The sequence below is a fragment of the Ruegeria sp. SAZD011 genome, from assembly GCF_059612545.1.
Map to the genome: position 1 here is coordinate 28304 of NZ_JBXWQU010000012.1, position 12658 is coordinate 40961.

Consider the following 12658-nt stretch of genomic DNA (forward strand, 5'->3'; position numbering starts at 1 on the left):
TCATGACCGGGCTCTGATCCATCGCAGGGGCGGCCACCGAGCCGCCCTTTCGTTTTCTCTGCCAATCCCCTAGTGTCGCTCGGGAAATCCGAGTTCGGGGAAATCACGGGTCGCTCATGGGTCTGCTCTTTCGCTGGCTACTTCGCCTTGCCGCCGGTCTGATCGCACTTGCTGTCGCGGCTGTGGTGCTGGTCTATTATCTGGCTGGTCAATCGTTGCCTGAATACAACCAGACCCAAGAGGTTGCCGGGCTGACCGCGCCGGTCGAGATCGTGCGCGACACCCATAATGTGCCGCATATCTTTGGCAGTTCCGACCCGGACGTGTTCTTTGGTCTCGGCTATGCCCATGCGCAGGACCGGTTGTGGCAGATGACCATGCTGCGCCGCACCGTGCAGGGCCGTCTGTCCGAGGTGTTCGGCCCGCGCACCGTCGGCATCGACCGCCTCTTGCGGCGGCTCGACCTGTATCGGCTGGCACAGCAGTCGGTCGGCGCGCAGGACGCCTATGCCACCGCCGCGCTCAAGGCCTATGCCGCTGGCGTCAACGCCCGCCTGGCCGAGATCAACGACGAGGCGCTGGGCCGTGGCGCGCCCGAGATGTTCCTGTTCAACGCCCCTGTCGCCCCCTGGCAACCTGCCGACAGCCTGGCCATCATCAAGCTGATGGGTCTGCAACTCTCGGGCCATCTGGAGGAGGAGGTGCTGCGCGCCCGCACCTCGCTGATGCTGAGCGATCCCGCGCGGCTCCTTGATATCCTGCCCGAAGCACCGGGTACCGGCACTGCCGCTCTGCCGGAATATGCCGAACTGTTCCCGGACCTGCCCCGCTATGCCGCCGGGCGCGAAACGCCGCGCGATCCGCTGTCGCCCTTGCCTCGCCGGGGTCTGGCCGGGGCGTCGAATGCCTGGGCCGCGGCGCCCTCGCGCTCTGCCAGCGGTGGCACCCTGCTGGCCAACGACCCGCATCTGGGCTTTGCCGCGCCATCGACCTGGTATCTGGCGCGGCTGGAGCTGGCCAAGGGCGGCGTCATCGGCGGCACCATTCCCGGCATGCCTGCGGTGCTGCTGGGACGCAGCGAACGGTTGGGCTGGGGCCTGACTTCGTCCTACATGGACGATCAGGACCTGTTCGTGGAAAAGCTGAACCCCGAGAACCCCGAGGAATACCTGACCCCTGACGGCTACAAGGCCTTCGAAAGCCGTCCCTCGATCATCGAGATCAAGGGCGCGGCCCCGATCACGCTGACCCTGCGCTGGACCGAAAACGGGCCGGTCCTTCCCGGCAGCGTCTACGACCTGGAGACCATCACTCCGCCCGGCCATGTGATTTCCCTGGGCTGGACCGTGCTGAACCCCCGCGATACCTCGATGTCGGCGGCGCTGGCGCTGGTCAATGCCGGCACGGTGCACGAGGCGATCCGCGCGACCGAGACCTATATCGGCCCCTCGCAGAACCTGACGCTGGCCGACCGCGAGACCGTGGCGCTCAAGATGGTGGGGGCGGTGCCGCGCCGTGACTCGCGCCATCAAAGCCAGGGCCGCCTGCCTGCACAAGGCTGGCGGGCCGAGAACCGATGGCAGGGCCGGATGCCCTATGCCTCGAACCCGGAATTCGTCGGCCCAGTGGGCGGCATACTGGGCAATACCAACAACAAGCTGCTGGAACGTCCCTTTCCCAACCATATCTCGTTTGTGTGGGGCGATACCCAGCGGGTGACCCGCTGGCAGAGGCTCATGCAATCGCGCGAGGTGCATACCCGCGACAGTTTCATCGAGGCGCAACAGGACCCGGTCAGCCCGGCGGCGCGCACCCTGCTGCCGCTCATTGGCGCCGATCTGTGGTTCACCGGCGAGGCCGCGCCCGAGGGCACACCCGAGCGCCAGCGCCAGATCGCCCTGACCATTCTTGCCGAATGGAACGGCGAGATGAACGAACACCTGCCCGAGCCGTTGATCTATGCCGCCTGGCTGCGCGCCCTGCAAAAGCGGCTGATCACCGACGAGCTGGGGCCGCTGGCCGCCGAGTTCAAACATGTCGAGCCGCTGTTCATCGAACGGGTGTTCCGCGACATCGACGGCGCCGCGGTCTGGTGCGACATCCGCCAGAGCGCGCCCAGGGAAAGCTGTACCGAGATCGCCCGGCTGGCGCTGGACGATGCGCTGGTCTGGATCGGCGAGCGATTTGGCACCGCGCTGGAAAGCCTGCGCTGGGGCGACGCGCATCAGGCCACCCATGATCACCCGGTCCTGGGCGAGGTGCCGGTGCTGCGCTATTTCGTGAATATCCGGCAATCGACCAGTGGCGGCGACCACACGCTGCAACGGGGACGCACTTCGGGCGAGGATCCGGACCCGTTCCGCAACGTGCATGGCGCGGGCTATCGCGGGGTCTATGATTTCGCCGATCCCGACAGCTCGGTCTTTGTCATCTCAACCGGGCAATCGGGGCATTTCCTGTCCCGTTATTACGACGATCAGGCACAGTTGTGGCGGCGCGGCGAATATATCCCGATGTCGCTGGATGCCGACCTGGCGCGCGCGGCGGCGGTGGGGGTGACCCGGCTGTTGCCCGCGCCCGAATAAGCGATGCAGAGCTATGCCGCCGATCTGATCGCGCTGGGTCTGTTGTTCCTGGCGGGTCTGGCCGCCGATCAACTGGGCGCGCGCAGCCGGTTGCCGCGGGTGACGCTGCTGTTGTTCTGCGGGCTGATGGCCGGTTCGGCGGGGTTTGACCTGATCCCCGAGAGCCTCGCCGCCGTCTATCCCATCGTGTCGGTCATCGCGCTCAGCATGGTCGCGTTCCTCTTGGGGGGAGAACTGTCGCTGCGCACGCTCAGCGCCCATGGCCGCGCCATCGTGGTGATCTCGCTGATGGTGGTGATGGTGACGCAGCTGACCGTGTCGGCCGGGCTGGCGCTGATCGGCATGCCGCTGGCGGCGGCGCTGATCGTGGGGGCGCTGGCCACCGCCACCGATCCGGCGGCGACGCTCGACGTGATCCGGCAGGGCCAAGCCACCGGCGATTTCCCCCGCAGGCTCAAGGGTATCGTTGCCATCGACGACGCCTGGGGCGTGTTGCTCTTTGCACTGGTGGCGGTACTGGCCGGAGCGGTCGAAGGGAACGGGTCCGGCCCCGGCCTGTTGGGTGGGGCGCTGGTCGAAATCGCGGGATCGGTTGCCCTGGGCCTGGCCGTCGGTCTGCCCGGCGCCTATCTGACCGGGCGCCTGTCAGGCGGCGAGCCGCTCAGGATCGAGGCGCTGGGGCTGGTGTTCCTGACCGCGGGCCTGTCGCTCTGGCTGGATCTCTCCTATCTGATCGCGGGGATGACGGCGGGGGCGGTGATCGTGAACCTCGCCCATCATCACAAGCGGGCCTTTCGCGAGATCGAGCATTTTGAATGGCCGTTCATGATCGTGTTCTTCATCCTGGCCGGGGCCTCGCTGGATCTCGGCGCGCTCTGGGCGGTCGGTCCCCTGCTGATGGGCTATGTGGCACTGCGCGTGCTGGGCCGGGTAATGGGCGGCTGGGCCGGAGCGAAGCTGGCCGGAACCGCGCGAGCCGAACGCCCTTGGTACGGCCCGGCCCTGTTGCCACAGGCCGGGGTTGCCATCGGCATGGCGCTGATCGCGGGCGATCTGTTTCCGCAATTTGCGGACATGATCACCGCGCTCGCCATCGGCGCCACGGTGGTGTTCGAATTGGCCGGACCGCTTGCCGCCGCCTATGCCTTGCGCCGTGTCAGCGACAACGGTGATCAGAGCGCCGCGTAGCGCGCCGCCTGACGGGGCGTCCAAAGAACGGTCAGGCGGAACCCGTCCTCGGTCTGTTCCTCGGCCTGCACCACATCCTGCTCGAACAACCAGGCACGTCGCTTGCCCTCGGCAAATCCGAGCGTAAGCACTTCCTCGCTGCGGGTCTCGGCCAAGGCCCTGGCAATCGCCGACAGCAGCGGCTCCAACCCCTCGCCCGTCACCGCCGACACCGCAAACAGCGACGCATCGCGCGCGGTCCGCTCGCGCAGCGCCGCGCGCTTATCGGGGTCGAGCAGATCGACCTTGTTCCAGACCTCGAATTTCGGCCGCCCCTCGTCCACCCCGAGCGAGGCCAGAATGGCCTCGACATCGCGCGCCTGTTCATCGGTCGCGGCATGACTGATATCGCGCACATGCACGATGAGATCGGCGGCCAGAACCTCTTCGAGCGTGGCACGGAAGGCGGCCACCAGCTCGGTCGGCAGATCCGAGATGAACCCCACGGTGTCACTCAGGATCACTTCGGGCCCGTCGGGCAGCACCACCCGCCGCATGGTCGGGTCGAGCGTGGCGAACAGCATGTCCTTGGCCATCACCTCGGCCCCGGTCAGCCGGTTGAAAAGGGTCGATTTGCCCGCGTTGGTATACCCCACCAGCGCGACGATCGGATAGGGCACCTTGGCGCGCGCCTTGCGGTGCAGCTCGCGGGTCTTGACCACCTTGTCGAGCTGCCGCTTGAGCCGCACCAGCTGTTCGTCAATGGCGCGCCGGTCGGCCTCGATCTGGGTTTCCCCCGGACCACCGACAAAGCCCAGACCGCCGCGCTGACGCTCCAGGTGGGTCCAGGCGCGCACCAGCCGGGTCCGCTGATAGCTGAGTGCCGCCATCTCGACCTGCAAAACGCCTTCGCGGGTGCGGGCGCGGTCGCTGAAAATCTCCAGGATCAGGCCGGTCCGGTCGAGTATCTTGACCTTCCATGCCTTTTCCAGATTGCGCTGCTGCACCGGCGACAGGGGCCCGTCGATCAGCACCAGCTCGACCTCGTTGTCATGCAACAGCGTGGCCAGTTCCTCGACCTTGCCCGATCCGAACAGGTGTCCGGGCTGCGGCTTGGCCAAACGCACGATGCCAGATCCGACAACCTCGAGATCCGGCAAGGCCGCGGCCAAAGCCACGGCTTCTTCCAGCGCCGGAACCGGGTCACGGCGATCAAGATCGGATTTGAGTTCGGGGTGCAGCACCCAGGCCCGGGTGCGCGCCCGATCATGTTCCATCAATTGGCGTCTTCGCCCTCATACAGGCTGATCGGCTGGGCAGGCATGATGGTCGAGATCGCATGCTTGTAAACCAGCTGCGACTGTCCGTCGCGGCGCAGCAACACGCAGAAATTGTCGAACCAGGTGATCACACCCTGCAATTTCACACCGTTGATCAGGAAAATCGTGACCGGAACCTTGGTCTTTCTGACGTGATTCAGGAATGCGTCCTGCAGATTTTGTCTGTCCGAAGCCATTTTTGTTCAATCTCGCCTTTGTTCTTGCAACGCACCGCGGACCAGCGCGCTCCCTCAGGCGGAGTATGTCGCGCGAATTTGGGATATGCCAGCCGAAAATATAGGTTATCTGCGAAAGCACCGGCTGCGCCCGGCGCTCAGTTCCGCCAGAGCGCGGGGGTAATCAGGGCGATAAAGGCCAGCGTTTCGAGCCGTCCGATGATCATCGCGCCGCTCAGGATCAGCTTGGCGGCGGCTGGCATCTCGATCAGGCGGATCGGCGCTTCGGCGCCGATCTCGATCAGCGGACCGGTGGTGCTGAGCGAGGCAATGCTGAGCACCATGGCGGTTTCGAAATCCGACCCCGCCGCCGCTAACGCCAGTGCAATCGCCGCCAGCGAGATAGCGAACAGCATGAAGAACACCCAAGCGATGAACGCCCCGTCGCGCTGGATGCGGCGATTGCGTCCGGTGGCGGAACTGACCGACGAAGGATGCACCAGCCGCTGCATTTCCCGCATGCCGTTCAGGTAAAGCGCGTAAACCCGCAACAGCTTGACCCCGCCGGCGGTGGTGGCAACGCCGCCGCCAATCACCGAAAGACCCAGCAGGATCATGCCCGGCGTGCCCAGCCCCGACCATTGCCGCGCCTCGGCCCAGTCGGTCGATTCGAAGCCGGTCGTGGTCAGAAAGGACATCACCGTGAACAGGCTGCCCCAGAGCGCCCTGAGCGCCAGCGTCAGATTCTCGCTCGAAGCGATCTCGAACGCTCCTGACCAGTGGCGCAGGAACAACAGGGCCGGCACCCCGAACAGGATCAGCAGCCCGATGCGAAACTCGGGGTCCTGATCCAGCCGGGCATGACCACGCATCGCGGTATCCGACGAGAAGGTGAGCCGCGACAGGGCGAAGAACATGAACAGGAACAGGATCGCCTCGCCCGTCAGGCCCGAGGCGCTGCCCGACAGCCCGCCCACCGGCGAGATGCCCGAGGTCGCCATGACAGACATCGCGTGACAGATCGCCACCAGACCGGGATCACCCGCCGCAAGCAGCAGGATCGCCACCACCAGCGTCAACCCGGCATAGACCGGCGCCAGCGTCGCCGCAACGCGCAGCAGCCGACCCCGAGGATCGACGCTTTCGCCCTGCCCGACCAGCACCCGGCCCGGCTGTCCCTGAGCCGTCACCTCGAACCCGCCCAGCGATAGCGGCGCCAGGATGGCCGAGGCCGCGATCCACATCACCAGTCCACCCAGCCAGCCAACCTGCGCCCGCCACAGATGCAGCGACGCGTTCAGCCGTCCGGGATCGGGAAACATCTCGGCCCCCGTGGTGGTAATGGCGCTGACCATCTCGAAGTAAGCGTTCAGGAAGCTCGTGGTCTTGAGCGCGTCGTGAAACGGCACCGCCAAAAACAGCGGCAACAGCGCAAAGGTGGACAACAACGCCGCCAACTGCCCCAGCACCCCGTGGCGCGAGGGGCGACCGGCCCGCGCCAGCGCGATGGTGGTGACGGTCACCAGCCCCAGAATGCCGGAATAGAAGAACGAGCGCGAGGTGGGATGATCGTTCAGGGTCAGGGCATAGACCGCGGGCACCCACATCATGACCGAGAAAAGCCCCCAGATCAGCAGGGCCAGCGGCAGTTGCCGCAACAGGCCGGTATCCTCTTTGAGCCCGCGCCGTGCCATCAGAAGAAGTCGATCGAGACCTGCATCAGCCGCTCGACCTCGGGCACGTCGTCGGCCATGGCGAATATGGCGATGACGTCGCCCTCTTCGATACGCAGTTCTCCGGTCGGGCGCACCACCTTGCCCTGTTTGCGGACCGCGCCCACCAGAACGCCCTCGGGAAAGTCGATGTCGCGCAGGCGCTGGCCCGCCATCGGCGAGGTCGACAGCACCTCGGCCTCGATCACCTCGGCCTCGGCATCGCCGATGGAATAGACCTGCCGCACCCGCCCGTGCCGGATATGGCGCAGGATCGAGCTGACGGTGGTGGCGCGCGGGTTGATATAGGCGTCGATCCCCAGCGGCGGCATCAGCGCCACCAGGGTCGGGTCGTTGATCAGCACAATCGCCAGCCGGCAGCCCTCGGCCTTGGCGCGCACGGCGGCCAGCATGTTGGTGCGGTCATCATCGGTCACCGCCAGCATCGCATCGGCGCGCGCGATCCCGGCCTCGGCCAACAGGCCCGCATCCAGACCGTCGCCATGCAGCACGATGGTACGTTCCAGCGCCTCGGCGGCGCGCTCGGCATTGCGGCGGTCGCGCTCGATCACCTTGGCATGAATGCGGGTCTTGTGCTCCTCCAGCGCGCGGGCCACCTCCAGCCCCACGTTCCCGCCGCCCACAATCACAACACGATCCTGCTTTTTATATGTCTTTCCAAAGACTTCCATCGTTCTGTTCACGTCATCCACATGACAGAAGACATAGCATTCGTCGCCTGCGAAGATTTGGTCTCCGGGTTCGGGGGCAAACAGCGTGCCTTCACGCCGGATCCCGACAACGATGGCGCGCAGGGTGGAAAACAGGTCGGTCAGCTGGCGCAGCGGCGTGTTGATGACCGGGCTTTCCTCGTCCACCGACAGGCCGACCAGCTGCGCCTGCCCATCCATGAAGGTTTCGGTATCGAATGCCGAGGGCGCCGACAGGCGCCGCATGGCGGCGGCGGCCACCTCGCGTTCGGGGCTGATCACCACGTCGATGGGCAGATGCTCGCGCCGATACAGGTCGGAATAGATGGCATTGAGATAGGATTTCGAGCGCAGGCGGGCGATCTTGCGCTGGATGCCGAATACCGAATGGGCCACCTGGCAGGTGACCATGTTGACCTCGTCCGAATAGGTGGCGGCGATGATCATGTCCGCGTCGCGCGCGCCCGCGCGTTCCAGCACATCGGGATACGAGGCGAAACCGGCAATGCCCTGCACGTCCAGCGTTTCGGTCGCGCGGCGCACCAGATCGGGGTTGTTGTCCACCACAGTCACGTCGTTCAGTTCGCCCGACAGATGCCGCGCGATCTGCCATCCGACCTGCCCGGCCCCACAGATGATGACCTTCATTCCCTGGCCCCTTTTGCCTGAGGGTTTTTGAATGACAGAAGGCCGGGACAGGGTCAATTCAATTGTCAGACGCCGAATTCAGTGCCACTCTGCCATGCATGAAACTCTGGACCCTGCCCCTTGCCGCCACAGTGATTCTAACGGGTTGCGGCCCGCTTTCGATCTATTACCGCGAGGGCGTCAGCGTCACGCGGCAACAGTCGGATACGCTTGATTGCGAGGTCAAGGCGCTGCGCGATGCGCCGGTGGCCAATCAGGTCCGGCAAAGCCCGCCGATCTTCTATCCCGGAAGGACGGTCTGCAACTCTGCCGGCCAGTGTTACACCACGCCGGGCAACTGGGTGCCGGGCAATGTCTATACCGTCGACGCCAATTCCGGCCTGCGCGCCCGTGTCGAACAGCAATGCATGGCCGCCAAGGGCTATGCCCCGGTCGAACTGCCCCGATGCAGCGAGGCGGTGGCTGCCCAGGTACAGCCGGTGCGCGGCGCCAAATTACCGGCGCTGGGGCCGAATTCCTGCGTGGTGACCTATCAGGACGGCTCGTATCAGGTGGTCACGCCCCGGCCCGCGGGTTAGGGGCGCGACAGCTCCCCTTACTCGGCGGCCTCCACCTCTTCGTCCATATGCGCCACGCGGGCGCCCGACTTGCTGGAGGTGACCACGCCCAGCGATTTCAGCTTGCGGTGCAGCGCGCTGCGCTCCATCCCGACGAAACTGGCGGTGCGGCTGATATTGCCGCCAAACCGGTTGATCTGCGTCAGCAGGTATTCGCGCTCGAACGCCTCGCGCGCCTCGCGCAGCGGTAGGGTCGCCAGCGCGCCCGACAACACCACCCGGCCCTCTTCGGCGGCCTTGTCCTCGTCGCTGGGCAGTTCGCGTGCCTCGATTGCACCGGAGCCCTCGCCCAGGATCAGCACCCGCTCGATCAGGTTCTTGAGCTGGCGCACATTGCCCGGCCAGGACATGGTCTGCATCAGCGCGACCGCCTCGTCACTCAACTCGCGCAGCGGCAGGCCCTGGCTCTGATGACACTGTTCGATGAAATAGCTGGCCAGAACCGGAATATCCTCGCGCCGATCCTCGAGCGAGGGCACCGCGATCGGCACCACGTTCAGACGGTGATACAGCTCCTGGCGGAAGCGTTCGGCCTGGATCTCGGCCTCGAGATCGCGGTTGGTGGACGAGATCACCCGCAGATCGACCCGCACCTTGTCGGTGCCGCCGACCCGCTGGAACTGCTGATCCACCAGCACCCGCAGGATTTTCGACTGGGTTCCGGACGGCATGTCCGCCACCTCGTCAAAGAACACCACGCCACCATGGGCCTGTTCCAGCAGACCGGGTTCGACACCACGTTCCTGGCTTTCACGGCCGAACAGCATCTCTTCCATCCGTTCCGGCTCAACCCCGGCACAGTTGACGGTGACAAAGGGCGCATTGGCACGGTTGGAATGGGCATGGATATAGCGCGCGGCAATCTCCTTGCCCGCTCCTGCCGGTCCGCGCAGCATCACCCGGCCATTGGATTTGGTCACCTTGTCGAGCTGTCCGATCATGGCGCGGAAGGCCGCCGACTGGCCGATCATCTCGGCACTGGTCACTTCACGGCGTTTCAGCTGGGCATTCTCGCGACGCAGGCGCGAAGTCTCCATCGCGCGGCGGATCACCACCATCAACTGGTCGATGTTGAAGGGCTTTTCGATGAAATCATAAGCGCCCTGCTTGATCGCGGCCACCGCGATCTCGATATTGCCGTGTCCCGAGATGATCACCACCGGCACATCCGGGTTGTCACGTTTCACGGTCTTGAGGATGTCGATGCCATCCATCCGGCTGTCCTTCAGCCAGATGTCGAGGATCAACAGACCCGGTGGTTCAGCGTTGATTTCGGCCATGCATTCATCGGACGTGCCCGCCAGACGGGTGGTATAACCCTCGTCCTCGAGAATGTCCGAGACCAATTCCCGAATGTCGCGTTCGTCATCAACGATCAGAATATCACTCATGTCGGTCCTGCTTTCGCCTTGTTTCTGGCCGCCTGTCTCTGCATGGCGGATCTGGAGGCCGGGTCGTAGCCCGGCAGTCGGATAACGGCCATGGCGCCGAAATGGTCCTGGCCGTCAAAGACGGGCGCATCCTCCAGATGCAGCGTCCCGCCATGTTCCTCGATGATCTTCTTGACGATGGGCAGGCCCAGGCCGGTGCCTTCGTCGCGGGTGGTGACATAGGGCTCAAAGAGGCGCGCCCGATCCTCGGGCAGGCCGATCCCGTTGTCGGCAATGGTGATCTGGCTGCCATCGGCATCGCCCGACAGGGTCACCCGTATCTCGGGGGACAGATTGTCAGGAGCGCCCTTTTTAATCAGACTTTCAATAGCTTCACCCGCGTTCTTGATCAGGTTTGTCAGCGCCTGGCTGAGCATGGTTGCATCCACATTGCCCATCAGGGGCGCATCGGGCAGATCGGCACTGACCCGCACATCCGGCTGACCGGTCTGTTGCAGCAGCACCGCGTCGCGCACCAGCCGGGTCAGATTCTCTTCGTGCCGGTCGGGTTCGGGCATGCGGGCGAATTTCGAGAATTCGTCAACGATGCGGCGCAGGTCGTTGGTCTGGCGCACGATCACATCGGTCATCGATTCCAGGCTGTCGCAATCGGCCTCGTCCAGCTTGCGCGAGAACTTGCGCTTGATGCGCTCGGCGCTCAGCTGGATGGGGGTCAGCGGGTTCTTGATCTCATGTGCGATGCGCCGGGCCACGTCGCCCCAGGCCGCCATCCGCTGGGCGCTGACCAGGTCGGTGACATCGTCAAAGGCGACCACGTACCCCTCCAGCGTGTCATCCTCGCCGCGCCGGGTGGACATGCGGACCAGCAGGTTTTCCAGCTGCCCCTTGCGGGTCACCTTGATCTCGGCCTGCACGGTTTCCTGCGCGGTCCCGACAAGGCTCTCGAACAAGGGCACGAACTCCGGCACGGCCACCGCCAGATCGAGGCTCTGCTCGTCGCCCGACCAGTCCAGCAGCCGTTCGGCAGACCGGTTGACAAAGGTCACCCGCCCCCGCGCGTCCAGCCCGACCACGCCTGAGGTGACCGAGCTGAGCACGGAATCGAACAACCGGCGGCGGCGTTCGATCTGGTGGGTATTTTCCAGGAGGGTGTCGCGCTGCCCCTTCAACTGGCGGGTCATCTGGTTGAAATAGCGCCCCAACATGGCGATCTCGTCATCGCCCGGTTCCTCGGGCACCTGTACGCCCAGATCGCCGCCACCGACCCGCTGCGCCGCCGTGGTCAGCCGCCCCACCGGGCGCGACAGCCGTTCGGCGAACCACAGGCCCAGCCAGACCGCGGCCAGGATCAGGATCACCGCAAAGCCCAGATAAAGCAGGCCGAATTCGAACAATACCCGGCCGCGCTCATTCTCGAGCTGCTGATACAGGTGCACCGTTTCCTTGGTGTCGTCGAGCAGGTTGAGGATCTCGCCATCCACCTCGCGGCTGACATAGAGATACCGGTCAGGATAGGCCTGGAGCATCACCAGCGCCCGAAATTCGCTGTTGTCCCAATCCTGGATGATCACATGACCGTTGGTCTGGGCGGCGCGGAACTGGTCAGGCGCGGGTTGCTCGTAATCGAACTGATAGGACCGGTCGCCGCGCGCCCTGATCTCGCCGCCGCCGTCCACCACGTAAGCTTCGCGCAGGCCGCGCTGAATCTGGCCCTGCCCCTGGGCCAATACCCCCCGCAGTTCGGCATCGGAAATAAAGAAATTCAGCGTCCGCGCCTGATCCAGATAGCGGGCCAATGCGCGGGCATCCTGGGTCAGCCCCTCGCGGTGTTCCAGCTCATAGGCCTCGGCCGCCGCGAGCGAGCTGCCCACGACGTTGCGCACCCGGTCCGAGAACCAGCCTTCGAGCCCGATATTGAGCGTCAGCCCGGCAAAGATCGCCACCGTGATCGTCGGGATAAGCGCCAACAGGGTAAACACCCCGATCAGGCGCAGGTGCAGGCGGGATCCCGCCGATTTCTCGCGCCGGGCGGCCACCAGCCGCCCCACCTGCGACAGCACCAGCGCCGCCAGAACCAGAATATAGACAAGGTCTGCAAGCAGGATGAGTCGCAACGTGGTGGAGCCAGCCCCCAGATCGAAGGGTCCGGTCACCAGATAGGTCGCAACGGTCAGGATCGGCCCCAGAACAACCAGGCCCAAAGTCCCGATATTTCGGGCTTTTCGCGTCTTACGCCATTCGCTGAGCGAAAGGAACGTCCCGTTCTGTGACCGGGTTGCCACCTGCTGCCCTCATCCTGATGTGCCGCCGAAGCGGCTTACCGCCATATTTCG

9 protein-coding genes are annotated in these 12658 nt (G+C 65.0%); 3 read left to right on the forward strand and 6 right to left on the reverse strand.

Going from position 1 to position 12658, the window contains the following annotated elements:
* Positions 1 to 116 precede the first annotated feature (116 nt).
* Together AC2FLM_RS02390 and AC2FLM_RS02395 are read left to right on the forward strand one after the other, a co-directional pair.
* Positions 117 to 2585, forward strand: a complete 2469-nt coding sequence (locus AC2FLM_RS02390) for a penicillin acylase family protein (protein ID WP_496855271.1) — start codon at positions 117 to 119, stop codon at positions 2583 to 2585.
* 3 nt (positions 2586 to 2588) lie between these two features.
* Entirely contained in the window at positions 2589 to 3773 is a 1185-nt protein-coding gene (locus AC2FLM_RS02395) for a cation:proton antiporter (RefSeq protein WP_496855273.1), read from the forward strand.
* Here AC2FLM_RS02395 and hflX read toward each other — a convergent pair.
* From hflX to trkA, 4 genes are all read right to left on the reverse strand, one after another.
* Positions 3758 to 5029, reverse strand: coding sequence for a GTPase HflX (gene hflX / locus AC2FLM_RS02400; protein ID WP_496855275.1), 1272 nt, complete (start codon positions 5027 to 5029; stop codon positions 3758 to 3760). The two genes, AC2FLM_RS02395 and hflX, sit on opposite strands and share 16 nt — an antisense overlap.
* Complete coding sequence (gene hfq / locus AC2FLM_RS02405; RefSeq protein ID WP_011047807.1) at positions 5029 to 5268, reverse strand: RNA chaperone Hfq; 240 nt, start codon at positions 5266 to 5268, stop codon at positions 5029 to 5031. The genes hflX and hfq overlap by 1 nt, the downstream gene beginning before the upstream one ends.
* A gap of 137 nt (positions 5269 to 5405) precedes the next feature.
* Positions 5406 to 6941, reverse strand: coding sequence for a TrkH family potassium uptake protein (locus AC2FLM_RS02410; RefSeq protein ID WP_496855277.1), 1536 nt, complete (start codon positions 6939 to 6941; stop codon positions 5406 to 5408).
* On the reverse strand, positions 6941 to 8317 hold the full coding sequence (gene trkA / locus AC2FLM_RS02415; protein WP_496855279.1) for a Trk system potassium transporter TrkA: 1377 nt from the start codon (positions 8315 to 8317) through the stop codon (positions 6941 to 6943). Before trkA ends, AC2FLM_RS02410 begins: the two co-directional genes overlap by 1 nt.
* 98 nt (positions 8318 to 8415) lie before the next feature.
* Here trkA and AC2FLM_RS02420 point away from each other — a divergent pair, with 98 nt between their 5' ends.
* Entirely contained in the window at positions 8416 to 8895 is a 480-nt protein-coding gene (locus AC2FLM_RS02420) for a hypothetical protein (protein ID WP_234166471.1), read from the forward strand.
* Positions 8896 to 8912: 17 nt separating this feature from the next.
* Here AC2FLM_RS02420 and ntrX read toward each other — a convergent pair whose 3' ends face one another.
* Both ntrX and AC2FLM_RS02430 read right to left on the reverse strand, forming a co-directional pair.
* Positions 8913 to 10325 (reverse strand): nitrogen assimilation response regulator NtrX, encoded by a 1413-nt coding sequence (gene ntrX, locus AC2FLM_RS02425; protein ID WP_496855281.1) that lies wholly within the window; start codon positions 10323 to 10325, stop codon positions 8913 to 8915.
* The gene (locus AC2FLM_RS02430; RefSeq protein WP_496855283.1) at positions 10322 to 12607 is read right to left on the reverse strand and encodes a sensor histidine kinase NtrY-like; all 2286 of its coding nucleotides are present in this window, start codon (positions 12605 to 12607) and stop codon (positions 10322 to 10324) included. The genes ntrX and AC2FLM_RS02430 overlap by 4 nt, the downstream gene beginning before the upstream one ends.
* Positions 12608 to 12658: the final 51 nt, after the last annotated feature.

Excerpts from the sequence above, each read along its gene's own strand:
- AC2FLM_RS02390 (WP_496855271.1), top strand. The coding sequence starts at position 117 with ATGGGTCTGCTCTTTCGCTGGCTACTTCGCCTTGCCGCCGGTCTGATC.
- AC2FLM_RS02395 (WP_496855273.1), top strand. The coding sequence starts at position 2,589 with ATGCAGAGCTATGCCGCCGATCTGATCGCGCTGGGTCTGTTGTTCCTG.
- hfq (WP_011047807.1), bottom strand. The coding sequence starts at position 5,268 with ATGGCTTCGGACAGACAAAATCTGCAGGACGCATTCCTGAATCACGTC.
- AC2FLM_RS02420 (WP_234166471.1), top strand. The coding sequence starts at position 8,416 with ATGAAACTCTGGACCCTGCCCCTTGCCGCCACAGTGATTCTAACGGGT.
- ntrX (WP_496855281.1), bottom strand. The coding sequence starts at position 10,325 with ATGAGTGATATTCTGATCGTTGATGACGAACGCGACATTCGGGAATTG.
- hflX (WP_496855275.1), bottom strand. The coding sequence starts at position 5,029 with ATGGAACATGATCGGGCGCGCACCCGGGCCTGGGTGCTGCACCCCGAA.
- AC2FLM_RS02410 (WP_496855277.1), bottom strand. The coding sequence starts at position 6,941 with ATGGCACGGCGCGGGCTCAAAGAGGATACCGGCCTGTTGCGGCAACTG.
- trkA (WP_496855279.1), bottom strand. The coding sequence starts at position 8,317 with ATGAAGGTCATCATCTGTGGGGCCGGGCAGGTCGGATGGCAGATCGCG.